The following is a 26,335-nucleotide window of genomic DNA, read 5'->3' as shown; positions in this document are numbered from 1 at the left end:
AATATACTCAACATGAACTAGATCTGGTTGCTGCTCAGCTAAACAACAGACCGAGAAAGACACTGAAGTTCAAAACACCGAAAGAGATAATTGAAAGGGGTGTTGCATTGACAGATTGAATCTACAGCGGCGTACTTCGCAAAGCTGTCCGACTGAGGTACGCCTTTATCCGTGACAACACCTGTTGCTGGCCTGTTCGCCTGCTCTGTCGGGTGCTGGATGTTCATCCCAGTGGTTTTTACGCCTGGCTTCAGCAGCCGCATTCACAACGCCATCAGGCAGACCTGAGACTGACAGGACAGATTAAACAGTTCTGGCTGGAATCGGGATGCGTCTATGGTTATCGTAAAATCCATCTGGATCTGCGGGACAGCGGGCAACAGTGCGGAGTGAACAGAGTCTGGCGACTGATGAAACGTGTCGGGATAAAGGCTCAGGTCGGATACCGGAGCCCGCGGGCACGTAAAGGCGAGGCCAGTATCGTGTCGCCCAACAGGCTCCAGCGACAGTTCAATCCGGATGCTCCGAATGAGCGTTGGGTAACGGATATAACCTACATCAGAACCCACGAAGGCTGGCTGTATCTTGCCGTGGTTGTTGATCTGTTCTCACGCAAAATTATCGGCTGGTCCATGCAATCCCGGATGGCAAAGGACATTGTCCTGAACGCACTGCTGATGGCTGTATGGCGGCGTAATCCCCAAAAACAGGTGCTGGTTCATTCGGATCAGGGCAGTCAGTACACAAGCCATGAGTGGCAGTCGTTCCTGAAATCACACGGCCTGGAGGGCAGCATGAGCCGTCGCGGTAACTGCCATGATAATGCGGTTGCAGAAAGCTTTTTCCAATTGTTGAAACGCGAACGGATAAAGAAAAAGATCTACGGAACGCGGGAAGAAGCCCGCAGCGATATTTTTGATTACATCGAAATGTTTTATAACAGTAAGCGTCGGCATGGTTCTAGCGATCAGATTTCACCGACAGAATATGAAAACCAGTATTATCAACGGCTCGGAAGTGTCTAGATTATCCGTGGCGATTCAACTATTATCTTTTAATGAACCAACTTGAGTCAGTAGAAAAGCAAATATTTTCTAAGATTGGTGCTTGGAAAAAGACATCTTTGCTTTGAGTGTCAGTGAAGAAAAACTTTATGAACAAACTTAATCCTCCTGCTTTATGTAATTCTTTTTTTACCAGGGATTTCTAGGAGAATCTTAGTCCATAACCCATCTGTCATAAAATCAATTATCGAGTCTGATATCATGGCTTTATTTGCAATTCTTTGAGCAGTGTAAATTGCCTGACTTTTATCTTCGATAAAGATGCCATGAGGCACTAGACTAACATTATCTTCGGTTTTCCTTGCCCACATGCGGAGGCGGTAATCTATTATGTATTCGTCATACTCTATCCACAGATGAGGTCGAATTATCTGGCCAGTTCCAGCCAACGTTACTTCTCCAACGATGCGCTGGTGCGGTATACAGAATCTATCTAGCAGGCAACTTACAACCATAGTATGACCATCACATTCGAGTGGAAGTACATCATATTTATGTAACAGCTCGCAGACATAAGCAACTTCAGGGGTTATGAACATTTACGGCCTCATATTAGACGGGGAGGGTGCTTAATTGGTCATTAAGCCTAAGTGATGATGGAGCCCAGTAGCCGGAACCGCACATCCACCGTTCACCAGGAAATGAAAAACCCTCTCTGATAAGAAACTCCCTAAGTTCGGTGCTGATGACATTCTCAACCTTTAAGATGTAGTTATTTGTCTCAGCTGCTTCTTTTAATTTCGAGAGTAACTGTCTGAAAAATCCTTTGCCTGGGGTCTTCACTGAAATGGTTGCGACTACCAGTACCGACGAACCGAGGTATGACATTTTTCCCGTCCGGGCACGGATGTATAACTCATCTACTAACTGAAGACCTTGAACCTTCATTGATTTTGAATGAAAGATGCTTTTTTTTGCTTCAACCATTAAGTGAGTGAATGATTGAAGGATCTTATTGATGTCTCTGTCATGACAACTCATATAATCACCAAATTAAATCAGCATAATAAATTGCACAGTGTATAGCGTAACTTTTCAATAAAGTTGATGCTTTGAAATAAAAGCAACAATACATAATCTTTGTGTCTTATTGGCTAAGGTTGTTATGTAATTATCAGAGGTTTTTAATCCTTTCTAAAGATGCTAGATATGCTTCATAGTTATCTCCAAATTTTTTCTTTGCCCGTCTTACTCTCATCTTTTCTGCCAGTTCACTCTTATGCTCGGTCTGGTATTTTTTATTGTTTTGGAGTTTTACACCTGCACCGGAACCGGCAGCATAATTTCTGTTTTTATCGCTAATGCACAACTTGCATTTACTTTTAAGGCCAAACTTACCCTTAAGTTCCTTACCGAATTCTTCGAAGGGTTTAACCTGATTGCATCCTTTACAGCGTTTGCACCCAGAGGGGAGATCTTCATTAGCCATGTCTAGTTCCAGTGGTTAAAGGTAATGAACTGCATTTTACTGCAAACAGGCACTTCCAACCATAAAATCGACTACTTAACCATAATTCAACATAAGGTTCATTAAGCGCACCAAGGTAAGGTGTTGATTGTTAAGGGTTTATCAGGGGGTTCTCTTGACTTGTTGGTATCCTCGGACTCAGGCTGTTACGTATCCTGTGACTAACTGAGCCCCGTCCGTGGTGACCAGTTAACAGATTCTCCAAGGAACCTTGTTAACGCTGCTTTAGCATACTGAGGCTTTGAGTAGTATCTGGGAAACCAGCCATCATAAGTTTGTGTGCCATTGCGCCGGTATTCTGGCCTGACTGACAGCTTACATCCATTACCATCAGTAGAAATACAAAAAGTGTACCCATCAACAGAATCAGAAGTAAGCAGAATGGATGTCATTGGGGATACCTCATTATTGAACTAACCAGAAACTACAATGGTGATCCGACATGGTTTCCTCGATTTTACCGACTGAGCTGTCATATAGCGATACCTTTTATTCTTAGGTTCTCTTGCAGTATTGGCTATCGATTGTCACAATTTAGTCTGGTGGCACTGGTTCATTTTTCGGGTGGTTTGTTACTTTTTCCGTTGGTGTTCCAGGGCTACCGACCTCTGCATGTACGTATACATCCCTCTTTCTCGTTTACCCCGCCAGATTTCAATCCGATAGAATCGTTCCTGTTTTACTCACTCGTAATTCACTTTTCATAGTCATTTTGTGGACATTAAACGTGCGCTACAGGTGCGCATTCCTTGCTTCAGGATGGCTTACTATCTAAAATGGCAGAGATTTTTGATACTTTTGAACATTTTAATGAGGTATATACCATGATGAACATCGCTTGTGATGACGGCTCAACGAACGTAAAACTTGCCTGGATTGAGAATGGTGAAATCAAAACTCATGTTTCGCAGAACGCCTTCCGCGAAGGCTGGGCTACTCCACTCGCATTTGGTGGTAAAACTATCTACAACTATCTCATTGATGGGCGGAAATTTACTCACGACATTGGTTCAACATCTGCAATTACAACAACGCATACCTCTTTCCAGTTCGACGCTGTAAGTCGCGTAGCAATTCATCATGCCCTTTTGACTTCCGGTCTTGAGCCACAGGATGTTGAACTTACAGTGACACTGCCGGTGGCCATGTTCTTCACGAGCGATGCGCAGTTGAACGAAGCTAATATTGAAAAGAAAAAGGCCAACGTTATGGGCCCAATAACCCTGAATAATGGCGAAACTTTTCATGTTGTAAAAGTTAACGTAATGCCTGAATCAGTACCTGCGGCTGAATATCTGATTGATCCTAAAACAACCACGCAGCTTACACGAACCCTGGTTGTCGATCTGGGGGGAACAACCCTAGACCTGGCCATCATTCAGGGGGCAATGGAGGGCATATCTGATATCTTTGGCAACAGCGATGTTGGCGTTTCACGAGTGACAAAAGCTGTTATGGCTGCGCTCCAGGATGCCCAGTCTCCAAGTAGTTATGCCATTGCGGATATCATCATTAAAAACCGTCATGATAGAGCGTTGATTGCTTCTGCGGTCAATGATCACTCTAAAATTGATGCCATCATTGACGTTATCGATTCTGAGTCGAAAAATCTGGCCGAAGCTGTTGCAGCTGATATACGTCGTCAGAACAGCGTCCACAAAATCATACTGGCCGGGGGCGGTGCTGAGCTCATCCATTCTCATATTGTCGAACTATTCCCTAAGCTGGATGTCATCAAAGCGCCTGACGCGCAGCTCGCGCTCGTCAAAGCAATGGCAAGCGTCTAAACGAGGTTATGTGATGGAAGAAGATAAACGTTTACTCGTCTGGCTCCGCCCCGGCAATAATCCAGAAGACGGTAAAGCTCTTGATATTATGGAGCGCTTACCCCGCCGATCCCGGGGGGAATTTTACCGTAAGGCACTGGTAATTGCGTCTGCCTTGCATGAGCTCGACCCTCGGTTAATAAATTTGCTGGCCGCACAAACCACGACATCGTTTAATGCCGAAACGCTGAGCAACATTCTGTCGCAAACGCTGGGCATTGCCGTTGAACGGAATTCTTCACCAGTGGAAACCCAGGCCACAGGTATCCGAGCAACAACCATCATTGATTCGGATAAGCCTGCTGAGCAGAAAGAACCAATTCCTAAACCCTCCCTGATGATGCAAACCCTCAAACGTTGAATCCGAACCGGCTACTAGTAGCCGGTTTACTCACCTTGCTCGGTTAACAAGCTGAGATAGATCCGCAACCCCTTATCCAGTGACTCTCTAATGGCATCTGCTGCTGCCCCTGCATCCCTGTTTGAAAGAGCGAGTTCAAGCGACGAGAAAAATATTGGCCATTTATCCTCCGAGTCAGATTCGAACGTGTAACTCAGAGTTGGCCACAGGTTAATCCACAGTTGGGTTACAATTTTGAAAAACTCAGGCAGACCGGCGTATATGTAAAGCTTCAGCCGCAGAGTGAGGTTTAGCTGGTGCGCCAGATAAACATCCCTACGTTCATATGCGGAACGCAGCTTTTGGCACAAAGACAGGCATTCTTCAAAGCCATTGGCATCCATTTTCAGTACGGCCTTTTCTGCCAGTTCTGGCTCAATCAATCGCCTCATAATGAACCCTGTTCCATGGCTCCAGATGACAAACATGATCTCATATCAGGGACTTGTTCGCACCTTCCCTAAAGCACTCGTATTGACCGTGGCGGCTACCACATTCTGTCTGATGACCAGCCCGGCGTTCGCGGTTGAGGAAACCACGCCGCAGAATATGACCTGTCAGGAATTTATGGATATGAACCCAAAAAGCATGACCCCGGTGGCCTTCTGGGTAGTGAATCGCAACACCGACTTTAGCGGCGGCGACTATGTTGACTGGCATGAAGTCGAGACCGTTTCGGTACCGAAAATGCTGCAGGAGTGCCACAAGAACCCCGCCGCTAAACTTGGCGATCTCAGCGCGGTCATCAAAAAATAACCCCCCCGGCATCAGGCCGGGGAAACCCGCCGCGCTGCGGCGGGTCCCGCTTTACTCATCGATACCGCATTCGCACGGCAGAAAGCGGCCGATAAGCTTGCGATACAAAAACGCCCCGATAATCGCCCCCACCACCGGCGCCAGCAGCGGCACCAGAAAGTAAGGGATCGCCAGCACACCGGTAAAGGCGATCGAGCCCCACCCGGCCAGACTGGTAAACAGTTTTGGGCCGAAGTCGCGCGCCGGATTCAGCGCAAAGCCGGTTAGCGGCCCCATCGACGCGCCGATCACGGCGATCAGCAAGCCAATCAGCAACGGCGCCAGCGGCCCGCGCGGAATTCCGTTGCCGTCGTCGGTCAGGGCCATGATCATCGCCATCAGGATTGCCGTGATGGTGGTCTCAACGGCAAACGCTTGTATAAAAGTGATATGTGGATGCGGGTACGTGGAAAAGACCCCGGCCAGGTTAAGGCTGGCGGCAGTGCCGCGCACGATATGCTGACTCTGTTCAAGATCGAGAAACAGCTGGCGATAGAGCCCATACACCAGCGCGGCGGCGCAGAAGGCCCCGGCCGTCTGGGCAACAATAAACGGCAGCACCTTGCGGCGTTCAAAACAGGCGAACAGCCACAGGGCAATGGTCACCGCCGGATTAAGGTGCGCGCCGGAGACACCGGCCGTCAGGTAGATGGCCATGGCGACGCCAAGGCCCCAGATAATACTGATCTCCCACTGACCAAAGCTGGCCCCGGCGACCCGCAGCGCAGCGACGCAGCCCGCGCCGAAGAAAATGAGCAATCCGGTGCCAAGAAACTCGGCCACGCACTGCCCGGTTAAGGTAGAAGTCTGGTTCATTATCGGCATCCTGAAATAGCACGTTAAAGAGAGAGGCTGGCGCGAGCGCCCGTTTAATTCGCCTGACCGGCCAGTAGCAGCCCGGTGGCGACCGCATTGCGCGGCCCTTCTGTTCCCCGAATATTGCCCTGCCCGGCGACTACGCCATAGTGCGACAAGGCTTCCGTGATAAGCTGCGGGATCTCAAAGTCCAGCGATGAGCCGCCCACCAGCACCACAAAGGCGATATCGCGAATGGAACCGCCGGGTGAGACCTGGCGCAGCGCGCGCAGGCAGTTGGTGACAAACACTTTCTCTTTCGCCTGCCGGCGCACGAGACGAATTTTTTCCAGCGGGCTGGCGTTATCGATCGGCACCAGTTCGCCCTCCTTGATGTACACCACTTTGGCGAACACCGCCGGGCTGAGGGCTTCCCGAAAGAACTCCACCGCGCCATTCTCGTGACGAATACTGAACAGGCTTTCCACTTTGGCCAGCGGGTATTTTTTTATCGCTTCCGCCAGCGAAAGATCCTCGAGGCCCAGCTCGGTTTTAATCAACAGGCTGACCATATTCCCCGCCCCGGCGAGATGGACCGCCGTTATCTGCCCCTCCGCGTTGACGATCGCCGCATCCGTCGAGCCGGCGCCGAGATCGAGGATCGCCAGCGGCGCCGCACAGCCGGGAGTGGTTAACGCCCCGGCGATGGCCATGTTGGCCTCCACGCCGCCCACCACCACCTCGGTCTGCAGTCGGGCGCTCAGTTCGCGGGCGATAACCTGCATTTGCAGACGGTCCGCTTTCACCATCGCCGCCATCCCGACGGCATTTTCCATGGCGCACTCGCCGGCCATCCCGCCCTGCACCTTGCGCGGAATAAACGTATCCACCGCCAGCAGATCCTGGATGTATATCGCGCTCATCTCATGGCCGGTCAGGGACGCCATTACCTTTCGCACCCGCTCCAGCATGCCGCCTGCGTGCGTGCCTGCTTCACCACGAATATCACACACGGGCGCGCAGGCGCTCATCGCCTGCATAATGGCCTGCGCGCCTTGCGCTACGTCGGCTTCACCGCCACGCTTTTCACCACGGATAAAGATCTTACCCGCCGGGATCACTCTTGATCGCACATCTCCCTGCGGGGTTTTCAGCACCACAGCGGAACGGTTGCCAATCAGCGCTCTGGCGATGGGGACAATAGTTTGTGTTTCCTCAGGGGTCAGGGCAAAGAAGGTTGCGATACCGTAAGGATTCGACAGCACCCGCACCACCTGTCCCGGGGCCGCCACTTCCACCGCCGCCAGCACGCCTTCCGGCACCTTCTCCAGTAGAGTGACTTCATCAACCACCGGTATTGGCCGATGCAGGCGATTATTCACCAGCACGCCATCATCTTTTTTCAGGATGGCCGCCACCACGTTGACGCCGCGATCCAGCGCTTCATTGATAAACCAAACCGCCTCAAGGAAATCCATCTCCTCACCCACCAACGGTATCCAGCCCTGGGCAAATCGATCCTCGCTCAACGCCGCCAACTTCTCCACGGCGATGGTGGTTCCCATGCCCACGCCAACGCCGCCGGGCGTTTGCGGGTTATGACCAATCATCGTTGATTCGGTAATGATGGTTTCAGTGATGGTTTCCATCGCCACATCGCCAATCACCGGTGCGGCCTCGTTGATGCAGATTTTTGCCACGTCCTGCAGCGACCACGGCGTTTTATCCAGCGCCTGCTGCAGGGACGCGACCACCCCGGCGATATTCTCCCGCGTGCCTTTCATCCCGGTCGTGGCGACAATCCCGCTGCCGATAAACCGGCCATCCTGCGCCAACGCCACTTCAGTGGTGGCGTTGCCGATATCGATCCCTGCAATTAACGGCATGCTGCCTCCGTCACTGACTGCCTTTACGCAGCTTATTTCTCTGCTGGTATACCTCTGCCGACTCGCGGACAAACCCGGCGTTCACCGTGGCGTGCCAGGTGTGTTCCAGTTCATCGGCAATGGCCTGCAACTCGGCGAACGAAGAACGAAACGGCCTCAGTGCGTTGTAGATCTCCAGAATGCGGGCATCCGGGATCGCAATCAGTTCTGCCGCACGACGAAAATTGCGCGCCACGGCATGACGCTGCATCTGCTCGGCAATCTGCGCCTGGTACTCCAGCGTTTGCTGAGAAATACGCACATCCTGCGGCCCTACGCGGCCCGCCAGCACATTCTCAAGGGTAATGTCGGTTAGCGGCTTGCCGCCAGGCGTCCGGATTTTCTCCGGGCAGCGGGTGGCTAATGGGTAATCCTGCGCGGTCATGATGTTGTCGTTCATGGTCATTCCCTTACCAGTGCAATATGCAACGTGACAGGCGCAGCATCCTGCACCACGTGTTTGGTTTCTTTGATGTGAAACAGCGCGGCCTTGGCCATAAATTTAGGGCGCACCATCTGGTCATTGACCACTGGCACCGGCGAAGGCGACTCTTTGCGTGCATAGCGTGCGGCGTTTTTACCAATCTGACGATAGGTTTCCAGCGTCAGCAGCGGAGCCTGAGAAAACAGTTCCAGGTTACTTAGCGGCAGCAGATCGCGCTGATGAATCACCGTGGTTCCTTTCGACTGGATACCAATCCCAATGCCTGAGCCGCTGAGATTTGCCGCATCCCATGCCATAAAAGAAACATCTGAGGTGCGCAGGATCCTCACTACTCGCGCATGCAGCCCCTCTTCTTCGATGCCAGCAACCAGCTCTTTCAAAATCGCGTTGTGCGGCATATCAATCAAGGTTTTATGCTGATACTTATCAAAGGCCGGGCCGACGCCTATCACGACTTCATCCACGCGTTCGTCCGCTTTAGCCGCCTCGCCTTCGCTCACCTGTAAGATGAAAACCGGCTTACGTTCAGTTGTGCATTCCACTGTGTACCGCCTTATTCGATCGAGCCGGGCTGAACCACGCCCGCAATATTTTTAATTTCCGCCCAGCGTTCGGCACTGATGCGATAGCCGGTACCAGGTCCCTGATAATCATTGATGTCGTTGACGGCGCTGACGACGTCGAACTGGCGATCCAGAATAGCCGACGTTTGCAGGTAATCACCGGTAACACGCTGTCTCAGCATATTGAGGATGTTACTGGCGATATCTTCGAAACCGCTACGGCTTAGTGCGCCGACGATATCCAGCCCGGTGATATTGCGCTTCATCATCTCTTCCACGGCGGCCAGATCTTCCACCACATTGCGCGCGGGCATATCTTTGCTGCCGTGAGCATAAGTAGCAGCTTCGACTTCTTCATCGCTAATCAGCGGCAGGCCCAGTTCGCGGAACACTGCCTGAATGGCGCGTGCCGCCTTGTTGCGGATGGCGATGGTTTCTTCTTCGGTTACAGGACGCAGACCACCATCAACCATCAGATCGCGTTGCAGAATGTTGTAATCATCGAAGTCTTCCGCGTCGAAGTTCGACCCGGCAAACATGTTGTCGTAGTTCGGTACGGCGCTATAGCCGGAGAAGATAAAGTCGGTGCCGGGAAGCATTTGCATCAGGGTACGGGCGGTACGGCGAATATCAGAGTGGGAAAAGGTCTGGTCATTGGCGGAGGCCACTTCAAGGTCGAGCATTGAGGCAATCAGGTTTTCCGCCAGCACCGCGCGGATCCCCGACGGCACCGCGCCGGTCATGCCAATACAGCTGACCGCACCGTTTTGCAGCCCCTGTACGCCCGCGCCTTTGGTGATAAAGATGCAGCGCGACTCCAGATAGAGCATCGATTTACTCTCGGAATAGCCCATCAGCGCTTCCGAACCGGTGCCAGAGGTGTAACGCATTTTCAGTCCGCGAGACGCATAGGCCGAGGCGAGAAACGCTTTGGACCACGGCGTATCATCGCCGTCGGTAAACACAGACTCTGTACCGTATACCGACACGGTTTCGGCGTAGCTGGTTAACCCGCGCATCCCCAGCTCCAGCTCAGTCGCCTCCTCAACGGAACATTGCGTCAGCACGCCGGGGCGACCGCACTGGGAACCGACCAGCAGCGCCAGGGCGTTAAACGGCGCATAGCGGGCGATCCCGACCGTCGTTTCCTGTTCTGAAAAACCACGGATCCCCGCTTCAGCCGCATCGGCGGCAATCTGTACCGGGTTGTCTTTCAGGTTGGTGACATGGCACTGGTTGGACGGCGTGCGTCTGGCGCGCATTTTTTGCAGCGCCATCATCATTTCCACCACGTTCATTTGCGCCATCACCTCCACCGCTTTCGCCGGGGTGATAGCGGTGGTAATAGCAACAATCTCTTCCCGGCTGACGTGGATATCCACCAGCATTCTGGCGATCTCCAGCGCGTCGAGCCGCATTGCCCGTTCAGTTTCAGCCACGTTAATCGCGTAGTCGGCAATAAAACGGTCAATCATGTCGAACTCGGCGCGGCTCTTGCCGTCCAGCTCAACAATACGACCATTCTCTACCTTCACCGACGAAGCCGGATCGTAGGGGCTTTCCATGGCGATCAGTCCCTCTTCAGGCCATTCGCCAATCAGCCCATCCTGATTTACAGGGCGCTTCGCAAGCACTTCGAATCGTTTTGATCTTCTCATAGTTTATGGACTCAAAAGATAAAAAATAGGGACGCCGGGCCGTATTGCCGGGGACACACCTCCCGGCATTCGCCTTTCATCAGCAATGGCCGAACTCTAAATGAGCACAGCAATAAAAAAATAAAATTAATTTCGTTCCAATTTGGCACGTAATAAAAATTCATCGTTCCATATTGAAACGGTTCTCAGGAATATTCGTAGCGAATTGTGACGAAGTTAAATGATCATTATCAATAAACACTAATACACAAAATTAAATTAATACTTTTTAAATTTTCACCCTATTGACTTAATAACGCGCGGCGAGAAAATAAAGCCAAACCCAATGATAAAAAATAGCTGTATCGCGATATTTTCGTGACATCAGCCCTACAACATTTTCAGGAGAGACTGTGAATAAGAGCCAACCAATCGCCACCATTACGCTGGCGGCGGCGAAAAAAATGGCGCAGGCCGTCGAGGCTAAAGCGCTTGAGATCAACGTGCCGGTGGTCTTTTCCGTGGTGGATCGCGGCGGCAACACGCTGCTGATGCAACGCATGGACGACGCGTTCGTCACCAGCTGTGATATTTCTCTTAATAAAGCGTATACCGCCTGCTGTCTGCGGCAGGGGACCCATGAAATTACCGACGCGGTACAACCGGGTGCGTCACTATATGGTTTACAGCTAACGAATCAACAGCGGATCGTTATTTTTGGTGGCGGCTTACCTGTCATGTTAAACGATAAATTAATCGGTGCTGTCGGCGTAAGTGGCGGTACTGTCGAACAAGACATGTTATTAGCGCAAACCGCACTGAATTGTTTCTCTGAATTATAATTTAAATCTAAGAAGGTAAATTATGAGCTATCGTATGTTTGATTACCTGGTGCCAAATGTGAACTTTTTTGGCCCGAATGCTATTTCCGTCGTGGGCGAACGCTGCAAACTGTTGGGCGGTAAAAAAGCGCTGCTGGTGACTGATAAAGGTCTGCGAGCCATTAAGGACGGCGCGGTTGATAAAACCCTCGAACATCTGCGTGAAGCCGGTATTGACGTGGTGGTGTTTGACGGCGTCGAGCCAAACCCTAAAGACACCAACGTGCGCGACGGCCTGGACGTTTTTCGTAAAGAGCAATGCGATATCATCGTTACCGTCGGCGGTGGTAGCCCGCATGACTGCGGTAAAGGCATCGGTATCGCGGCGACGCACGAAGGCGATCTCTATAGCTATGCCGGGATTGAAACCCTGACCAATCCGCTGCCGCCGATCGTCGCGGTGAATACCACCGCCGGTACCGCCAGCGAAGTCACCCGTCACTGCGTGCTGACCAATACCAAAACCAAAGTGAAGTTTGTGATTGTCAGTTGGCGCAACCTGCCGTCGGTTTCCATTAATGACCCACTGCTGATGCTCGGCAAACCTGCGCCACTGACTGCGGCAACAGGAATGGACGCCCTGACCCACGCCGTTGAGGCCTATATTTCAAAAGATGCCAACCCGGTTACCGACGCCGCCGCTATCCAGGCAATTCGTCTGATCGCCCGCAACTTACGCCAGGCCGTAGCACTGGGCAGCAACCTGAAAGCTCGCGAGAATATGGCCTATGCCTCTTTGCTGGCGGGTATGGCCTTCAACAACGCCAACCTTGGCTACGTTCACGCGATGGCGCATCAGCTTGGCGGTCTGTACGACATGCCGCACGGCGTAGCAAATGCCGTCCTGCTGCCGCACGTGGCGCGCTATAACCTGATCGCTAATCCGGAGAAATTTGCCGACATCGCGGAGTTTATGGGTGAGAACACTGACGGTCTGTCCACCATGGATGCTGCCGAGCTGGCGATTCGCGCCATCGCTCGCCTGTCAGCCGATATCGGTATTCCGCAGCATCTGCGCGAGCTGGGCGTCAAAGAAGCCGATTTCCCGTATATGGCGGAAATGGCGCTGAAAGACGGCAATGCCTTCTCCAACCCGCGTAAAGGTAACGAGAAAGAAATTGCCGGGATCTTCCGTCAGGCATTCTGATCAATAAGGGGGCGCAATGTCACTTTCATCACCGGGCGTACATCTGTTTTATCACTCACGCTGGCAGGATACGCGCGTGCTTGATGAACTATGCTGGGGGCTGGAAGAGCAAGGCGTCCCTTGCCGGACAATCTGTTGCGACGAGCATGACTGCGCGCTGGCCCTCAGCAAGCTGGCGGCTAAAAGCTCAACGCTACGCGTGGGTCTCGGCCTCAGCGCCAGTGGTGATATTGCCCTAACCCACGCCCAGCTACCCGAGGATCGGGCGCTGGTCTGCGGGCATATCGCCGCTGGGATAGCCAGCATCCGCACGCTCGGCGCCAATGCGGGCCAACTGGTCAAAGTGCTTCCCTTCAGCGAGATAAAATAAATGTATCGCATCTATACCCGAACCGGTGATAAAGGCACGACCGCGCTATTTGGCGGCAGCCGTATCGACAAAGACGACATCCGCGTTAACGCCTATGGTACGGTGGATGAACTGATTTCCCAGCTTGGCGTCTGCTATGCCAGCTCGCGCCAGGCAGAATTACGCCAGGATCTGCATGCCATCCAGAAGATGCTGTTTGTGCTGGGGGCGGAACTCGCCAGCGATGAGAAAGGTCTCGCCCGCTTAACGCAGACGATTAACGCCGAGGATATTCAGGCGCTGGAGCAACTTATTGATCGCAATATGGCGCAGAGCGGCCCCCTGAAAGAATTTGTCATTCCGGGGAAAAATCTGGCATCGGCACAACTACACGTGGCGCGCACCCTGGCACGGCGGCTGGAGCGGATCCTCATCGCGATGGACAAAAAGCTGACGTTACGCGATGAACCCAGGCGTTATATCAACCGGCTGTCGGATGCGCTGTTCTCCATGGCCAGAATCGAAGAAACTACTCCAGATGTTTGCGCTTAAACTGGCTGGCGTCGATGTCGTACTGCTTCATCTTACGCCACAAGGTGGTGCGACCAATATTCAGCAGTTGCGACATCTCCTGTACTCGCCCACTGGTGACACGGGCGGCATGGATAATCGCCTCTTTTTCGATAGCGGTAAACGTCAGGCTGGCTGGCAGCAGGGAAGACGCGGTCTCCAGACCGGGACGCTCGGCAAACAGATAATCAGGTAAATTACTCAGCCGGATATGCCCGTTATCGCTACTGATAGCGATGTTTTCGATAATGCTGTTCAGCTCGAAATCATTGCCCGGCCACGAATAAGCCACCAGTTGTGCCAGCGCGTCGTCGTCGATCTTCAGGCTGGATGAGAAGCGTTTTTTCAGGCTATTCAGTCGCGTATAAATCAGCGAGGGAATACTGTTACGCCGCGCCCGTAGCGGCGGGATAACAATCTCAAAAGAGTGCAGCGCGTAATACAGTTGGCGGCTAAAGCGGTTTTGCTCCACCAGATTAGCGAGATCAACCGTAGTGGTGGCGATCACTTTCACATCCACCGGAATCAGCCGACGGGCATCAAGACGGGTTAATACTCCCTGCTTAATCACCTGTAACAGCGCGGATTGCAGCTCCGGTGCCAGATATTCAATTTTCTCCAGAAACAGCGTGCCGCCGTTCGCCAGCTCAAGGCGGCTCAACCGACCATTTTCATCATCGGTAGGCGCACTGCCCATAAAATCCTGCCCCAGCACGCTGTTGGCATACAGCTGACAGTTCACGGCAATATACGGTCCGCTGGCGCGTTCGCTTTCATTGTGAATGGCCTGGCTCAGCAGCTCTTTCCCTACGCCCTCTTCCCCACACAGCAGGATCGGGAAACTCCCCCTTGCCGCCTGGCGACCAAAATGGATCAAGCGTCGGGTTTCCGGATCGTCCGTCGACATCTGCTCAAAGGTGTGGCTCACCTTACCAAGCTGGCTGGTCATCAGCTGACGCATTTGCTCCACCGGGTGCAGCAGCAGGATAAAGCTGTTGCCCTGCTCCTCAACAATCGGCTTCAGGGTGATAACAGCATCAACAAACTGGTGCTGGCTTTCAAAAGTGACTTCGACGTGATTCAGACCGCGGGCATGTTTAATTGCCCGACGCAGCAGCATGGGCATATTGAGCAGGTCGTGAATGTTTTTGCCCTGGCTGGCCTGCGCGTCGAGATGCAAAAGCAGCGCCGCGCGCGCATTGAGGAACTGCAACACCCCCTGCTCATTCCAGGCCATCACGCCATCATCCATGCTCTCCAGCAGCCCGTACATCTGGTTCAGATGGCGGTTGGATTCTGCCAGCAGGCTGTCGGTCAGCAATGAATTGCCGACTTCTCTGGCAATCGCCAGCGTCAGGGATAAATCAGAAACGGACTCATGTTCTACCAGACAGCACAATGAGATGGAGCCAAACAGATGCCCATGGTTATCGAACACCGGCGTCGAGCAGAACGACCACGGATGCAACGCCTGTTTAAAGTGCTGAGCGCCAGAGGTTTTTGTCGGCTGCCCCGGCATCGTCGCCAGCGACAGCGCACAACTGCCGATAATGCTTTCCGCGCAATAGCTGCCGTCGCGAAATCCAAGCTCCGCCAGCTGTTCTATCGTCTGCGGATCGCCGCAACGGCTGAGAATACAGGCTGATTCATCCAGAATCAGCAGTGCGCACGGACGACCGTCCATAAACTCCCAGGCATCTTCCAGCGCGGCCTGCGCAATCGTCAGCAGCGCCGTCTTGCGACGACAAATCGACTCAAAGGTCAGCCCTTGCGCCTGATGCGGCGCCTGCCAGGTTTCCCGCTGCATAAACTTGCTGCAACGATGCCAGGACTGGGCGAGAACCGAAGAGACTTCCTGCCCGATGCTATGCGTGTGCGCCGTCATATCCCTTTCCGCTGTTTTGCCATAGACAACCCCTCCGGCAGAGACTGTCAGAGGGGGAGAAGATGCTGGGTAAATTTACCTGTGCCCGATTAACGCGCCAGCCACTGCTGTCCCAGCAGGTCTGCCGTCAAAATAGCGGCATGTACGCTTTCAGGCGTCACCGGGAACGGCATATTGTGAATAGTTTCACCTTCTGCGCAGGTGGCTTTAGCCACGGCCATAATCTTGCCGTCAATGTCGTCTTTCACACCCATTTCCGCTAACGTTACCGGCAGGCCCACTTTCTGACAGAAATTCAGCACGGTTTCGATCTCTTCCATCGGGCTGTTCTGCAGCACCAGCTGCGCCAGCGTACCAAAGGCGACTTTTTCACCGTGGTACAGATGGTGGCACTCTTCCAGAATCGTAAAGCCGTTATGGATGGCATGTGCCCCCGCAAGGCCGCTGCTTTCAAAGCCGATACCGCTGAGGTAGGTGTTGGCTTCGACAATACGTTCCAGCGCATCGGTCACCACGCCAGCCTGGGCGGCTAAGCGTGCCTTTTCGCCTTCCGCCAGCAGGGTATCATAGCACAGGCGCGCCAGGCTCAGCGCCGCCACGGTGGACTGCCCGCCCGCCATGCTGGTCGCCCGAGCGTCATAACAGGCTTTCGCTTCAAACCAGGTCGAGAGCGCATCGCCCATCCCGGCCACCAGCAGACGTACCGGCGCTTTGGCAATAATTGCGGTATCCATCACCACCATATCCGGGTTTTTCGGGTAGATCAGATACTCTTCAAACTCACCCGCTTCGGTATAGATAACGGACAGCGCGCTGGTTGGCGCATCGGTTGAGGCGATGGTCGGGATCACCACTACCGGCAGCTTCTGGTAATAACCAATTGCTTTGGCGGTATCTAACGTTTTCCCACCGCCAATCCCAACCACGCCGCGGCAACCGTGTTTTTTCAGAATGGCAATCAGGCGATTAATTTCAACATGGCTGCATTCACCGTTGAAGCGTTCCGCGTGGCAGCTAATGTCATGGCTGTGCAGGCCATTGAGTACCTTTTCTCCCGCCAGCTTCATGACGAAGTCGTCCGCAATCACGAAAAAGCTGTCCGCCAGATTTTTAGCGTATTGACCAAATAAGGTAGAAGCGTCAGGACCCTGGAGATATTTGGCTGGAGATTGAATAACTTTTAGCATTCCTTTCATCCTCAAATAAGTACATGTTTTTACATGGTGAGCCCTGGCGTTAACCCGTTTAGCCTGATGTTGACGGCGAAAGCGGACGTACCGGAGCGATGTAATAACTGTATGGCGAGGCGTGTACAAAAAAATCTTTCGTCATTTTGTTCTGATATGGAACAGATAAAAATGACATGCGTTTCATATTGGAACGCTTAACCACAAAAATAATGAGATTTGCGATCTCGATCCGTTCCGTTACCGCGAAATTACCGACAAACACGATGATAAATTTCCCCAATTACGCGCCATCCTGGGTAAAGCCCCGCAAAAAAGACTGACTGCGCCGTGTGGCCTGCTCTGATCGCAGGAGGAAAAAGTCGAGCGAGTTCGCATTGTGATGATTTCTCGCCTAATTAAGTTTCATTTCGGAACAAAAAACAGCAATCACGTTTCGTAATGAAACTCATTTTCGTGTTGTTTTTTTCCATGCTGACTTCGCCAGAATCTCTCTATCGCCTCCGCACCATGAACATGCATTCGGGGGTTTGTCTTACACTCAACCTCGAGGAGCCGTTATGTCTCAATTCTTTTTTAATCAACGCCCCCATCTCGTTAGCGACGTGATCGACGGTACAATTATCACCAGCCCGTGGAATAACCTGGCGCGTCTGGAGAGCGATCCGGCCATTCGCATCGTGGTTCGCCGCGACCTTAACAAAAATAACGTGGCGGTGATCTCCGGCGGCGGTTCAGGACACGAACCCGCGCACGTTGGGTTTATTTGCGACGGCAGATCGATTCAAAGGTCAGCCCCTGCGCCTGATGCGGCGCCTGCCAGGTTTCACGCTGCATAAATTTGCTGCAGCGATGCCACGACTGGCTGATAACGGCTGAAACTTCATTTTCCGCACCCTGAGTCTGAGCTGTCATATCCCTTTTCCGCTGGAGTTAACACAGTTAAAACGACAAAACCCTCCGGCAGCGGCTGCCGGAGGGAGGAGTTGATGCCGCAATGCGCCGCGGCATAGAACCTTGTGAAAGACTTAACGCGCCAGCCACTGCTGCCCAAGCAGGTCCGCGGTAAGGATGGCGGCGTAGACGCTATCCGCGGTGACCGGGAACGGCATATTGTGGATGGTTTCGCCTTCCGCGCAGGTGGCTTTCGCCACCGCGTGGATTTTGCTTTCGATACCCTCTTTCACGCCCATCTGGGCAAGGGTGATCGGCAGGCCGACTTTTTCACAGAAGCCCATCACGGTTTCGATCTCTTCCAGCGGGCTATTTTGCAGTACCAGCTGCGCCAGGGTGCCGAAAGCGACTTTTTCGCCGTGATACAGATGGTGGCACTCTTCAAGGATGGTGAAACCGTTGTGAATCGCGTGCGCGCCGGCCAGGCCGCTGCTCTCAAAACCGATACCGCTCAGATAGGTGTTGGCTTCGACAATACGCTCCAGCGCATCGGTCACCACTCCAGCCTGAGCCGCCAGGCGTGCTTTTTCGCCTTCCGCCAGCAGCGTATCATAGCACAGGCGCGCCAGGCTCAAGGCCGCCGCCGTGGACTGCCCGCCCGCCATGCTGGTGGCTCGCGCATCGAAGCAGGCCTTGGCTTCAAACCAGGTGGAGAGCGCATCGCCCATCCCGGCCACCAGCAAGCGTACCGGCGCTTTGGCGATAATCGCCGTGTCCATCACCACCATATCCGGGTTTTTCGGGTAGATCAGATACTCTTCAAACTCGCCCGCCTCGGTGTAGATAACCGACAGCGCGCTGGTCGGCGCATCGGTTGAGGCAATTGTCGGGATCACCACCACCGGCAGCTTCTGGTAATAGCCGATCGCCTTCGCTGTATCGAGGGTTTTCCCGCCGCCGATACCCACCACGCCGCGGCAGCCGTGCTGCTTAAGAATGGCGATCAGGCGGTTGATTTCCGCATGGCTGCACTCGCCGTTAAACCGTTCCGCATGGCAGCTAATATTGTGGCTATGCAGGCCGTTCAATACTTTGTCGCCCGCCAACTTCATCACGAAGTCATCGGCGATAACAAAAAAGCTGTCGGCCAGGTTTTTAGCGTATTCGCCAAACAGCATGGCGGCATCAGGTCCCTGGAGATATTTGGCTGGAGATTGAATAACTTTTAGCATTCCTTTCACCCTCAAATAAGTGCGTATGTTGACACGTGAGCCCAGGCCGTCATGCCGCGGCGCCTGATATCAATGGCGCTTACAGCCACGCTGCCGGAGCGATGCATCCACTGTAGGGCGAGCCGCGGCGAAAAAAATTTTTCCCTTTTTTGTTCTGTTCTGAAACAGATAAAAAAATAATGCGTTTCACATTGAAACAATGTGACTGAGAAAGCGATGGGATTGCGATCGCGATCGGATCATTTTGGCAAAAAAGCCGCTATCGTCTCCCCTCTTTAACGCAGAAAATCGCCTCAATGCGGCACAATGGCGAAAAAAATCATCCTTGCCCCATTTCTGATAGCAGAAAAAAACGGACAAATTATTAGCGCTGGCTCGCATTTCTCCTGTTTATCGGCAATTAATGTTCCATAAAGGAACAAAAATTCTTTCCTACGTTCCGTTATGGAACCAATTTTGACGGCATTTTATTTTGCGCCCGCTCAGCCAGAATCACTACATCGCCGGGCTACCCTTATAGACAGGCGACCTCCCCCTACCCTACGGAGCATAAACAATGAAAAAACTGATTAACCGTGTGGAAGATGTACTGAGTGAACAGCTTATCGGCCTGGCGAAGGCGCATCCTGAACTGACGCTGCACCAGGACCCGGTCTATGTCACCCGCGCTGATGCACCGGTCGCCGGCAAAGTGGCGCTGCTCTCCGGCGGCGGCAGCGGACACGAACCGATGCACTGCGGCTACATCGGCCAGGGCATGCTCTCCGGCGCCTGTCCGGGGGAAATTTTCACCTCGCCGACGCCGGACAAAATGTTCGAATGCGCGATGCAGATTGACGGCGGCGAAGGCGTCCTGCTGATTATCAAAAACTATACCGGCGACATCCTGAATTTTGAGACCGCCACCGAGCTGCTGCACGAAAGTGGCGTTAAGGTTACCACCGTCGTGGTGGATGACGACGTGGCGGTAAAAGACAGCCTCTATACCGCCGGACGCCGCGGCGTCGCCAATACCGTGCTGATTGAAAAACTGGTCGGCGCCGCCGCCGAACGCGGCGACTCGCTGGAAGCCTGCGCTGAACTGGGCCGCCGTTTAAATAACCTTGGTCACTCGATTGGCATCGCGCTGGGCGCCTGCACCGTACCGGCCGCCGGACAGCCCTCCTTTACCCTGAAAGATGATGAGATGGAGTTCGGCGTCGGCATCCATGGCGAGCCGGGTATCGACCGCCGCCGCTTCAGCTCGCTCGACCAAACCGTCGATGAGATGGTCGATACCCTGCTGGAAAACGGCGCATACAGCCGCACGCTGCGCCAGTGGGATAACGTCAAGGGAGCGTGGCAGGAAGTGAAACAGAGCAAAACCGCGCTGCAAAACGGCGATCGGGTTATCGCGCTGGTCAATAACCTCGGCGCCACCCCGCTTTCCGAACTGTACGGCGTTTACAACCGCCTTGCCCAGCGCTGCGAAGCGTCCGGCATTGTGATTGAACGCAACCTCATCGGCAGCTACTGCACCTCGCTGGATATGGCGGGTTTCTCCATCACCCTGCTGAAAGCGGATGATGACACACTGGCGTTATGGGACGCCCCGGTCCATACCCCAGCGCTGAACTGGGGAAAATAAGGAGCACGACATGTCACTGAACAGAACGCAAATCGTCGACTGGCTGTACCGCTGTGGCGACATTTTCACCAAACAGAGCGATTTTCTCACCGGCCTTGATAAAGAGATCGGCGACGCCGACCACGGCCTCAATATGCATCGCGGCTTCAGCAAAGTGGTCGAAAAGCTGCCGTCGATCGCCGATAAAGACATCGGTTTTATTCTCAAGAATACCGGGATGACGCTGCTTTCCAACGTCGGCGGCGCCAGCGGCCCGCTGTTCGGCACCTTCTTTATCCGCGCCGCCCAGGTCACCCAGGCGCATCAGAGCCTGACCCTCGACGAGCTTTATCAGATGATCCGCGAAGGCGCGGACGGCGTCGTCAACCGTGGTAAAGCGGAGCCGGGCGATAAGACGATGTGCGACGTCTGGCTGCCGGTGGTGGAATCCCTGCGTCATTCCAGCGAGCAACATCTGTCTATCCCTGCCGCGCTGGATGCCGCCTGCGAAGTGGCCGAGCGCGCCGCCCACGCCACCATCACCATGCAGGCGCGTAAAGGCCGCGCCAGCTATCTCGGCGAGCGCAGCATCGGGCATCAGGATCCCGGCGCGACCTCGGTGCTGTTTATGGTTCAGATGCTGGCTGCCGCCGCCAAAGAGTAAGGAAATCGCGATGGTAAACCTGGTTATTGTTTCTCATAGCGCCCGGCTGGGCGAAGGTGTCGGAGAACTGGCCCGGCAGATGTTAATGAACGATGGCTGTAAGCTGGCGATCGCCGCCGGGATCGACGATCCCGACAGCCCGATCGGCACCGATCCGATTAAAGTCATGGAGGCGATCGAATCCGTCGCCGATACCGACCATGTTCTGGTGATGATGGATATCGGCAGCGCCCTGCTCAGCGCCGAAACCGCCCTCGATCTGCTCGATCCGGCGATGGCGGCAAAGGTGCGGCTGTGCGCCGCGCCGCTGGTCGAAGGGACGCTGGCGGCCACCGTCAGCGCCGCCTCCGGCGCCGGGATCGACAAAGTTATCGCCGATGCCATGAACGCCCTGGAAGCCAAGCGGGTTCAGCTGGGTTTACCTTCGCACACGCCTGACGCCGCCGCCCCAACGCTTGCTGACGACGGCGATGCTAAATCGGTTTCAGTCATTATTAACAATCACAACGGCCTGCACGTGCGTCCGGCATCAAAGCTGGTCGCCGCGCTGGCGGGTTTTAACGCCGACCTGGTGCTGGAGAAAAACGGCAAATGCGTCACCCCGGACAGTCTGAATCAAATCGCTCTGCTACAGGTGCGCCGCCACGATAAGCTGCGCCTGCTGGCCCGCGGTCCGGACGCCGATGCGGCGCTGGCGGCGTTTCAGGCGCTGGCCGCCGATAACTTCGGCGAGTCGCCGGAGGCGCAGCCGACAGCGGAACCCGCCATACCTGCGCGTGTTGAAGGCGCCGCGATGATTTATCCGCAGGCGCCGATCCAACCGGCGCTCCCCGCCGCCGCCGACATCGCCCGCGAGCAGCAGCGCCTGCGCCAGGCGATCGACCAGACGCTGGCCGATCTCAATGCGCTCACCGAGCTGGCGGAACACAAATTTAACGCCGATATCGCGGCGATCTTCGCCGGTCATCACACCTTGCTCGACGATGAAGATCTGTTTGATGCCGCCAACGATCGCCTGCTCACCGAACAGTGCTCGGCGGAATGGGCGTGGCATCAAGTGCTGATGGAGCTCAGCCAGCAGTATCGTCAGCTGGATGACGCCTATCTGCAGGCCCGTTATATCGATGTCGACGATATTCTGCAGCGCACGCTGCGCCATCTGCAGGGTATTAAGGAGACGCTGCCATTCGCCAGTGAGCCGACGATTATTATCGCCGACAATATTTATCCCTCGACTGTACTCCAACTGGATGCCAGCAAGGTCACCGGCCTGTGCCTGCGCGACGGCAGCGAACAGGCCCACGGCGCGATTATCGCCCGCGCGGCGGGGATCGCCTGGCTATGCCAGCAGGGCGAAGCGCTGAATGATATTCAGCCTGGCGAAGCCATCACGCTCGATATGCGTCTGCAACGTCTTATTCGTCGCTAAATCCACTTTGACCGTTACCACTCCGGGGGCCCGCCTCCGGAGGGTGAGTTTTCGCTTACTGATCAGGAACCACTATGTCTCAATTCTTTTTTAACCAGCGCGCCAGCCTCGTTAACGACGTGATCGAGGGAACCATTATTGCCAGCCCGTGGAACAACCTCGCCCGCCTGGAGAGCGACCCGGCGATCCGTGTAGTGGTACGCCGCGATCTGAATAAAAACAACGTGGCGGTGATTTCCGGCGGCGGCTCCGGCCATGAACCGGCGCACGTCGGCTTTATTGGTAAAGGCATGCTGACCGCCGCGGTCTGCGGCGATCTGTTCGCCTCGCCGAGCGTCGATGCGGTACTCACCGCGATTCAGGCGGTGACCGGCGAGGCGGGCTGTCTGCTGATCGTTAAAAACTACACCGGCGATCGGCTTAACTTCGGCCTCGCGGCGGAGAAAGCGCGCCGTCTTGGCTATAACGTAGAGATGCTGATCGTCGGCGACGATATTTCGCTGCCGGATAACAAACAGCCGCGCGGTATCGCCGGGACTATTCTTGTGCATAAGGTGGCGGGTTATTTCGCCGAGCGCGGCTTCAACCTCGCCACCGTCCTGCGTGAAGCGCAATACGCCGCCAACCATACCGCCAGCATCGGGGTGGCGCTGGCCAGCTGTCACCTGCCGCAGGAAGCGGAAAGCGCGCCGCGCCATCAGCCCGGCCACGCCGAGCTGGGGATGGGCATCCACGGCGAACCGGGAGCCTCGACGATCGCGACCCATAACAGCGCGGAAATCATGCAGATTATGGTAGAGAAGCTGACCGCCGCCCTACCTGAAACCGGCCGCCTGGCGGTGATGCTCAATAATCTCGGCGGCGTGTCGGTGGCCGAGATGGCGATTCTGACCCGCGAGCTGGCCAACACCCCACTCCATGCGCGCGTTGACTGGTTGATTGGCCCGGCTTCGCTGGTAACGGCGCTGGATATGAAAGGCTTCTCGCTGACCACTATCGTGCTGGAAGAGAGCATTGAAAAGGCGCTGCTGTCGGATGTCGAAACCGCCAGTTGGCAGAAGCCGGTGCAGCCGCGGGCTGTTAATATCATGCCGTCCGCGCTCGCCAGCGCACGCGTCGCCTTTACGCCATCGGCCAACCCGCAGGTGGGCGATTACGTGGCGCAGGTGACCAGCACCCTCTCCGGCCTCGAAACCCATCTCAACGCGCTTGACGCCAAAGTGGGCGACGGCGATACCGGCTCCACTTTCGCCGCTGGCGCGCGTGAGATTGCCGCTCTATTGCAACGCCAGCAACTGCCGCTCAATGATTTACCCACGCTGTTCGCGCTAATTGGCGAACGCCTGACGGTGGTGATGGGCGGCTCCAGCGGCGTATTGATGTCGATTTTCTTCACCGCCGCCGGGCAGAAGCTGGAGCAAGGCGCCAGCATGGCGGAAGCGCTGAACGCCGGTCTGGGGCAGATGAAATTTTACGGCGGCGCCGATGAGGGCGACCGGACGATGATTGACGCTCTACAGCCGGCGCTGGCGGCGCTGCTGGCCGAACCGGATAATCTGCAGGCCGCTTTCGCCGCGGCGCAGGCCGGCGCGGATCGCACCTGCCAGTCGAGCAAAGCCGGCGCCGGACGCGCCTCCTATCTCAATAGCGAGAGCCTGCTCGGCAATATGGACCCCGGCGCCCACGCGGTGGCGATGGTGTTTAAGGCGCTGGCGGAACGCTAAGCCTCACCCGGTGGCGCTGCGCTTACCGGGGCGACATAACACCATTGAAAGGTAGCCCGGAGAAGGCGCAACGCGCCGCCATCCGGGTTTACCACACTGCCGATTATTTGCTATGCCAGTACGCCTGCGAACGCACCAGTTGCTGATCGATACTCGGCTCCTCAAAGCGCGCCAGCAGCGATTTCACCACGCCGCCTTCTCCGGTCAGCCAGATAAAATAATCTTCTGACGGCACCTTGACCTGAGCCAGCCGCTCGGCGACGAACGCCGGGTTGTGGCCTACCACCCATTCGATATTAAAGCCGTCGAGATCCGCCAGATAATCTTTATACGAAGCATCCGCGACGGTGACGATGGCCGTCACCTGCGGCGTCACCGGCAGCTGACGTAATCCCAGCAGGCGACGGCGCAGCGCCGGCATGCCCGACTCGTCACAGACATAAAGCTGCCAGGCGTAATCTTCCGGCACCACCAGCGAGCCGCGCGGCCCGCCGATCACCAGCTTATCGCCGATGTTGGCTTCCAGCGCCCAGCGGCTGGCAATACCGCCATCGTGGATATAAAAATCGTAAGCCAGCTCGTGGCGTTCGGCATCGTACAGCGGCGTGTAGTCGCGGGTCGCCGGGCGCACGCCCTCGCCCCAGTTAATGCCTTCGTCGGTCACTTCCGGCGGCGTAAATACGCTGCCCGCCTGCGGGAAAAACAGTTTGGTGTGGTCGTCAAAACCTTGTGAAACAAAGCCATCCAGCGCCTCGCCCCCCAGCACGATCCGCTGGAACGCCTGGCCGATACGCTCAACGCGCAGCACGGTTAATTCGCGAAAACGTAGTTCGTTACGCACGCGCTGTGTGTAGCGTGAGGTGTTTTTTGTCATTTTTTCGCCTTCGTGAAGATAATACGATATATCTAAATTTATTTTTAAATGATAATGATTGCTAATCAAAAAGATTGCAAGCACTTTTTTGATATAGTCAGCTTGAGATTAAACAGCTATCAGCAATCCATAAAAACCATTAATAATCATTAAATTAAACAAAAATTATTTTATAGACTTGCAAGTCGATAAACTTTAGATATAAATTAGATATATCTAAATAACATCAGGAGACGATGATGCAAAACCATCATGAAGGTTGCTGTAAACATACAGAGCACCAACACGAAGGCTGCTGCAAGGGTGAAGGACATCACCACGAAAGCCGCCACAGTGAGCACCATGCAGGCTGCTGCAAAAGTGAAGAGCATCGCCACGCAGGCTGTCACCAGGAACATCACCACGAACAGGGTGCGGACGCCGCCACGGTCGCGGCGGAGGTGGTGGTCGTCGCCAGTGCATCTCCGTCACTAACAACGAAGTCGCTGCCGACGAACAGAAAAAATTGCGCGAACAGGGCTTAAGGCCTGGAGATCCTGATTGGGAAAAGTGGGGGATCTGTGATTATATCACCAAACCACGTGTACAAGCTGCTATCACAGGCAAAACGCCGAATGAACAACCGATTAAGGTCAATTATAGGTTTACAGACGAGTTCCCAATGTCTGACGGTTTTGAGGAAAATGCCGAGTTTTTCACTCTGACCTACGAAGCTGAGAAGTCGGTTAGCCACAACTTGGCCTTTGTTCGCATTGCGCCGTTGCTATGGCTACGCGCGGGTGCGCGCGGCGAACGTATTGAAAAAATACCTACTAAAGGATGGGAAGTGACCGATGCGTACGGTCTACTGCTAGGGAAGGTGCGAATAAGCAGGTCATTTCTTCCCAAGCTGACTCGCTGATTAAAATTTCGCGGATCTGGGCCGATTTTTTTCCCGCAAACACATCGAATCAGCCTATTTAGGCTATTTTTTCC

The 26,335-nt window shown here is 54.4% G+C and carries 25 protein-coding genes and 5 pseudogenes; 16 read left to right on the top strand and 14 right to left on the bottom strand.

Going from position 1 to position 26,335, the window contains the following annotated elements; translation table 11 throughout:
* Both ACHHZ6_RS23495 and ACHHZ6_RS23490 read left to right on the top strand, forming a co-directional pair.
* Positions 1-119: pseudogene (locus ACHHZ6_RS23495) on the top strand (hypothetical protein); the annotation flags it as partial.
* Positions 120-131: 12 nt separating this feature from the next.
* Positions 132-1,025: pseudogene (locus ACHHZ6_RS23490) on the top strand (IS3 family transposase); the annotation flags it as partial.
* A gap of 152 nt (positions 1,026-1,177) precedes the next feature.
* Here ACHHZ6_RS23490 and ACHHZ6_RS23485 read toward each other — a convergent pair.
* The 3 genes from ACHHZ6_RS23485 to ACHHZ6_RS23475 all read right to left on the bottom strand — a co-directional run bounded on the left by ACHHZ6_RS23485 (position 1,178) and on the right by ACHHZ6_RS23475 (position 2,493).
* Positions 1,178-1,603: a hypothetical protein gene (locus ACHHZ6_RS23485; RefSeq protein ID WP_016241518.1), complete on the bottom strand. Its 426-nt coding sequence runs from the start codon at positions 1,601-1,603 to the stop codon at positions 1,178-1,180.
* 13 nt (positions 1,604-1,616) lie between these two features.
* On the bottom strand, positions 1,617-2,045 hold the full coding sequence (locus tag ACHHZ6_RS23480; RefSeq protein WP_032155219.1) for a hypothetical protein: 429 nt from the start codon (positions 2,043-2,045) through the stop codon (positions 1,617-1,619).
* 133 nt (positions 2,046-2,178) lie between these two features.
* Positions 2,179-2,493, bottom strand: coding sequence for a hypothetical protein (locus ACHHZ6_RS23475; protein ID WP_009652923.1), 315 nt, complete (start codon positions 2,491-2,493; stop codon positions 2,179-2,181).
* A gap of 863 nt (positions 2,494-3,356) precedes the next feature.
* On the opposite strand from ACHHZ6_RS23475, the gene parM reads away from it, so the two are divergent.
* Both parM and ACHHZ6_RS23465 read left to right on the top strand, forming a co-directional pair.
* Positions 3,357-4,319, top strand: coding sequence for a plasmid segregation protein ParM domain-containing protein (gene parM / locus ACHHZ6_RS23470; RefSeq protein ID WP_007372199.1), 963 nt, complete (start codon positions 3,357-3,359; stop codon positions 4,317-4,319).
* Between the two features lie 13 nt (positions 4,320-4,332).
* Positions 4,333-4,719, top strand: coding sequence for a plasmid partitioning/stability family protein (locus ACHHZ6_RS23465; RefSeq protein WP_009652914.1), 387 nt, complete (start codon positions 4,333-4,335; stop codon positions 4,717-4,719).
* Between the two features lie 26 nt (positions 4,720-4,745).
* Here the strand turns inward: ACHHZ6_RS23465 and ACHHZ6_RS23460 are convergent, their stop codons facing one another.
* Positions 4,746-5,102: a GntR family transcriptional regulator gene (locus ACHHZ6_RS23460; RefSeq protein WP_242529909.1), complete on the bottom strand. Its 357-nt coding sequence runs from the start codon at positions 5,100-5,102 to the stop codon at positions 4,746-4,748.
* A 160-nt stretch (positions 5,103-5,262) separates the two neighbouring features.
* Here ACHHZ6_RS23460 and hdeB point away from each other — a divergent pair, with 160 nt between their 5' ends.
* Entirely contained in the window at positions 5,263-5,514 is a 252-nt protein-coding gene (gene hdeB / locus ACHHZ6_RS23455; RefSeq protein WP_007372196.1) for an acid-activated periplasmic chaperone HdeB, read from the top strand.
* Between the two features lie 51 nt (positions 5,515-5,565).
* On the opposite strand, the gene ACHHZ6_RS23450 is transcribed toward hdeB, so the two are convergent.
* From ACHHZ6_RS23450 to ACHHZ6_RS23430, 5 genes are read right to left on the bottom strand one after another with little or no spacing between them, the layout of a single operon-like run.
* Positions 5,566-6,369 (bottom strand): MIP/aquaporin family protein, encoded by an 804-nt coding sequence (locus tag ACHHZ6_RS23450; RefSeq protein WP_007372195.1) that lies wholly within the window; start codon positions 6,367-6,369, stop codon positions 5,566-5,568.
* A 53-nt stretch (positions 6,370-6,422) separates the two neighbouring features.
* Complete coding sequence (locus ACHHZ6_RS23445; protein WP_007372194.1) at positions 6,423-8,234, bottom strand: diol dehydratase reactivase subunit alpha; 1,812 nt, start codon at positions 8,232-8,234, stop codon at positions 6,423-6,425.
* Positions 8,235-8,244: 10 nt separating this feature from the next.
* Positions 8,245-8,673, bottom strand: a complete 429-nt coding sequence (locus tag ACHHZ6_RS23440) for a diol dehydratase small subunit (RefSeq protein WP_007372193.1) — start codon at positions 8,671-8,673, stop codon at positions 8,245-8,247.
* 2 nt (positions 8,674-8,675) lie between these two features.
* Positions 8,676-9,260: a propanediol/glycerol family dehydratase medium subunit gene (locus ACHHZ6_RS23435; RefSeq protein ID WP_009652918.1), complete on the bottom strand. Its 585-nt coding sequence runs from the start codon at positions 9,258-9,260 to the stop codon at positions 8,676-8,678.
* Positions 9,261-9,271: 11 nt separating this feature from the next.
* The gene (locus tag ACHHZ6_RS23430) at positions 9,272-10,939 is read right to left on the bottom strand and encodes a propanediol/glycerol family dehydratase large subunit (RefSeq protein WP_016241522.1); all 1,668 of its coding nucleotides are present in this window, start codon (positions 10,937-10,939) and stop codon (positions 9,272-9,274) included.
* Positions 10,940-11,331: 392 nt separating this feature from the next.
* Between ACHHZ6_RS23430 and ACHHZ6_RS23425 the strand changes: the two genes are divergently transcribed.
* The 4 genes from ACHHZ6_RS23425 to ACHHZ6_RS23410 are packed head-to-tail and all read left to right on the top strand — an operon-like array spanning position 11,332 to position 13,847.
* A complete protein-coding gene (locus tag ACHHZ6_RS23425) occupies positions 11,332-11,760 on the top strand; it encodes a heme-binding protein (protein ID WP_007372190.1) in 429 nt (142 codons plus the stop codon).
* Between the two features lie 22 nt (positions 11,761-11,782).
* Positions 11,783-12,946 carry a 1,3-propanediol dehydrogenase gene (gene dhaT, locus ACHHZ6_RS23420; RefSeq protein ID WP_007372189.1) on the top strand — a complete coding sequence of 388 codons (1,164 nt, stop codon included), beginning with the start codon at positions 11,783-11,785 and terminating at the stop codon, positions 12,944-12,946.
* A 16-nt stretch (positions 12,947-12,962) separates the two neighbouring features.
* Positions 12,963-13,316, top strand: a complete 354-nt coding sequence (locus tag ACHHZ6_RS23415; RefSeq protein WP_007372188.1) for a glycerol dehydratase reactivase beta/small subunit family protein — start codon at positions 12,963-12,965, stop codon at positions 13,314-13,316.
* Positions 13,317-13,847: a cob(I)yrinic acid a,c-diamide adenosyltransferase gene (locus ACHHZ6_RS23410; RefSeq protein ID WP_007372187.1), complete on the top strand. Its 531-nt coding sequence runs from the start codon at positions 13,317-13,319 to the stop codon at positions 13,845-13,847.
* Here ACHHZ6_RS23410 and dhaR read toward each other — a convergent pair.
* Both dhaR and ACHHZ6_RS23400 read right to left on the bottom strand, forming a co-directional pair.
* Positions 13,825-15,750 (bottom strand): dihydroxyacetone kinase operon transcriptional regulator DhaR, encoded by a 1,926-nt coding sequence (gene dhaR / locus ACHHZ6_RS23405; RefSeq protein ID WP_009653098.1) that lies wholly within the window; start codon positions 15,748-15,750, stop codon positions 13,825-13,827. The two genes, ACHHZ6_RS23410 and dhaR, sit on opposite strands and share 23 nt — an antisense overlap.
* An 89-nt stretch (positions 15,751-15,839) precedes the next feature.
* Positions 15,840-16,937, bottom strand: a complete 1,098-nt coding sequence (locus tag ACHHZ6_RS23400; protein WP_007372185.1) for a glycerol dehydrogenase — start codon at positions 16,935-16,937, stop codon at positions 15,840-15,842.
* Between the two features lie 560 nt (positions 16,938-17,497).
* On the opposite strand from ACHHZ6_RS23400, the pseudogene ACHHZ6_RS23395 reads away from it, so the two are divergent.
* Positions 17,498-17,713 (top strand): annotated as a pseudogene (locus ACHHZ6_RS23395) (dihydroxyacetone kinase subunit DhaK); the annotation flags it as partial.
* Here ACHHZ6_RS23395 and ACHHZ6_RS23390 read toward each other — a convergent pair.
* Both ACHHZ6_RS23390 and ACHHZ6_RS23385 read right to left on the bottom strand, forming a co-directional pair.
* A pseudogene (locus ACHHZ6_RS23390) lies at positions 17,703-17,852 on the bottom strand (hypothetical protein); the annotation flags it as partial. The pseudogenes ACHHZ6_RS23395 and ACHHZ6_RS23390 overlap by 11 nt on opposite strands.
* Positions 17,853-17,965: 113 nt before the next feature.
* Positions 17,966-19,063, bottom strand: coding sequence for a glycerol dehydrogenase (locus tag ACHHZ6_RS23385; RefSeq protein ID WP_007372182.1), 1,098 nt, complete (start codon positions 19,061-19,063; stop codon positions 17,966-17,968).
* Positions 19,064-19,619: 556 nt separating this feature from the next.
* On the opposite strand from ACHHZ6_RS23385, the gene dhaK reads away from it, so the two are divergent.
* From dhaK to ACHHZ6_RS23365, 4 genes are all read left to right on the top strand, one after another.
* Entirely contained in the window at positions 19,620-20,690 is a 1,071-nt protein-coding gene (gene dhaK, locus ACHHZ6_RS23380; protein ID WP_007372180.1) for a dihydroxyacetone kinase subunit DhaK, read from the top strand.
* 10 nt (positions 20,691-20,700) lie between these two features.
* Entirely contained in the window at positions 20,701-21,333 is a 633-nt protein-coding gene (dhaL, locus tag ACHHZ6_RS23375) for a dihydroxyacetone kinase subunit DhaL (protein ID WP_007372179.1), read from the top strand.
* Positions 21,334-21,343: 10 nt separating this feature from the next.
* Complete coding sequence (gene dhaM, locus ACHHZ6_RS23370) at positions 21,344-22,762, top strand: dihydroxyacetone kinase phosphoryl donor subunit DhaM (protein WP_007372178.1); 1,419 nt, start codon at positions 21,344-21,346, stop codon at positions 22,760-22,762.
* A gap of 74 nt (positions 22,763-22,836) precedes the next feature.
* The gene (locus tag ACHHZ6_RS23365; protein WP_007372177.1) at positions 22,837-24,486 is read left to right on the top strand and encodes a glycerone kinase; all 1,650 of its coding nucleotides are present in this window, start codon (positions 22,837-22,839) and stop codon (positions 24,484-24,486) included.
* Positions 24,487-24,589: 103 nt separating this feature from the next.
* Here the strand turns inward: ACHHZ6_RS23365 and ACHHZ6_RS23360 are convergent, their stop codons facing one another.
* On the bottom strand, positions 24,590-25,360 hold the full coding sequence (locus ACHHZ6_RS23360; RefSeq protein WP_370882913.1) for a siderophore-interacting protein: 771 nt from the start codon (positions 25,358-25,360) through the stop codon (positions 24,590-24,592).
* A 239-nt stretch (positions 25,361-25,599) separates the two neighbouring features.
* Between ACHHZ6_RS23360 and ACHHZ6_RS23355 the strand changes: the two are divergent.
* Both ACHHZ6_RS23355 and ACHHZ6_RS23350 read left to right on the top strand, forming a co-directional pair.
* A pseudogene (locus tag ACHHZ6_RS23355) lies at positions 25,600-25,817 on the top strand (PadR family transcriptional regulator); the annotation flags it as partial.
* Positions 25,818-25,865: 48 nt separating this feature from the next.
* A complete protein-coding gene (locus tag ACHHZ6_RS23350) occupies positions 25,866-26,261 on the top strand; it encodes a hypothetical protein (RefSeq protein ID WP_064732696.1) in 396 nt (131 codons plus the stop codon).
* Positions 26,262-26,335 lie beyond the last annotated feature (74 nt).

It is taken from the genome of Enterobacter cloacae complex sp. 2024EL-00214, from assembly GCF_043945575.1.
GTDB classification, from domain to species: Bacteria; Pseudomonadota; Gammaproteobacteria; order Enterobacterales; family Enterobacteriaceae; genus Enterobacter; species Enterobacter cloacae_P.
This window is presented reverse-complemented; position numbering and strand designations above follow the sequence as displayed.

What these genes read in the sequence shown, in the direction of transcription:
- ACHHZ6_RS23485 (WP_016241518.1), bottom strand. Translation starts at nt 1,603, where the DNA reads ATGTTCATAACCCCTGAAGTTGCTTATGTCTGCGAGCTGTTACATAAA.
- ACHHZ6_RS23480 (WP_032155219.1), bottom strand. Translation starts at nt 2,045, where the DNA reads ATGAGTTGTCATGACAGAGACATCAATAAGATCCTTCAATCATTCACT.
- ACHHZ6_RS23475 (WP_009652923.1), bottom strand. Translation starts at nt 2,493, where the DNA reads ATGGCTAATGAAGATCTCCCCTCTGGGTGCAAACGCTGTAAAGGATGC.
- parM (WP_007372199.1), top strand. Translation starts at nt 3,357, where the DNA reads ATGATGAACATCGCTTGTGATGACGGCTCAACGAACGTAAAACTTGCC.
- ACHHZ6_RS23465 (WP_009652914.1), top strand. Translation starts at nt 4,333, where the DNA reads ATGGAAGAAGATAAACGTTTACTCGTCTGGCTCCGCCCCGGCAATAAT.
- ACHHZ6_RS23460 (WP_242529909.1), bottom strand. Translation starts at nt 5,102, where the DNA reads ATGGATGCCAATGGCTTTGAAGAATGCCTGTCTTTGTGCCAAAAGCTG.
- hdeB (WP_007372196.1), top strand. Translation starts at nt 5,263, where the DNA reads ATGACCAGCCCGGCGTTCGCGGTTGAGGAAACCACGCCGCAGAATATG.
- ACHHZ6_RS23450 (WP_007372195.1), bottom strand. Translation starts at nt 6,369, where the DNA reads ATGAACCAGACTTCTACCTTAACCGGGCAGTGCGTGGCCGAGTTTCTT.
- ACHHZ6_RS23445 (WP_007372194.1), bottom strand. Translation starts at nt 8,234, where the DNA reads ATGCCGTTAATTGCAGGGATCGATATCGGCAACGCCACCACTGAAGTG.
- ACHHZ6_RS23440 (WP_007372193.1), bottom strand. Translation starts at nt 8,673, where the DNA reads ATGAACGACAACATCATGACCGCGCAGGATTACCCATTAGCCACCCGC.
- ACHHZ6_RS23430 (WP_016241522.1), bottom strand. Translation starts at nt 10,939, where the DNA reads ATGAGAAGATCAAAACGATTCGAAGTGCTTGCGAAGCGCCCTGTAAAT.
- dhaT (WP_007372189.1), top strand. Translation starts at nt 11,783, where the DNA reads ATGAGCTATCGTATGTTTGATTACCTGGTGCCAAATGTGAACTTTTTT.
- ACHHZ6_RS23415 (WP_007372188.1), top strand. Translation starts at nt 12,963, where the DNA reads ATGTCACTTTCATCACCGGGCGTACATCTGTTTTATCACTCACGCTGG.
- ACHHZ6_RS23410 (WP_007372187.1), top strand. Translation starts at nt 13,317, where the DNA reads ATGTATCGCATCTATACCCGAACCGGTGATAAAGGCACGACCGCGCTA.
- dhaR (WP_009653098.1), bottom strand. Translation starts at nt 15,750, where the DNA reads ATGACGGCGCACACGCATAGCATCGGGCAGGAAGTCTCTTCGGTTCTC.
- ACHHZ6_RS23400 (WP_007372185.1), bottom strand. Translation starts at nt 16,937, where the DNA reads ATGCTAAAAGTTATTCAATCTCCAGCCAAATATCTCCAGGGTCCTGAC.
- ACHHZ6_RS23385 (WP_007372182.1), bottom strand. Translation starts at nt 19,063, where the DNA reads ATGCTAAAAGTTATTCAATCTCCAGCCAAATATCTCCAGGGACCTGAT.
- dhaK (WP_007372180.1), top strand. Translation starts at nt 19,620, where the DNA reads ATGAAAAAACTGATTAACCGTGTGGAAGATGTACTGAGTGAACAGCTT.
- dhaL (WP_007372179.1), top strand. Translation starts at nt 20,701, where the DNA reads ATGTCACTGAACAGAACGCAAATCGTCGACTGGCTGTACCGCTGTGGC.
- dhaM (WP_007372178.1), top strand. Translation starts at nt 21,344, where the DNA reads ATGGTAAACCTGGTTATTGTTTCTCATAGCGCCCGGCTGGGCGAAGGT.
- ACHHZ6_RS23365 (WP_007372177.1), top strand. Translation starts at nt 22,837, where the DNA reads ATGTCTCAATTCTTTTTTAACCAGCGCGCCAGCCTCGTTAACGACGTG.
- ACHHZ6_RS23360 (WP_370882913.1), bottom strand. Translation starts at nt 25,360, where the DNA reads ATGACAAAAAACACCTCACGCTACACACAGCGCGTGCGTAACGAACTA.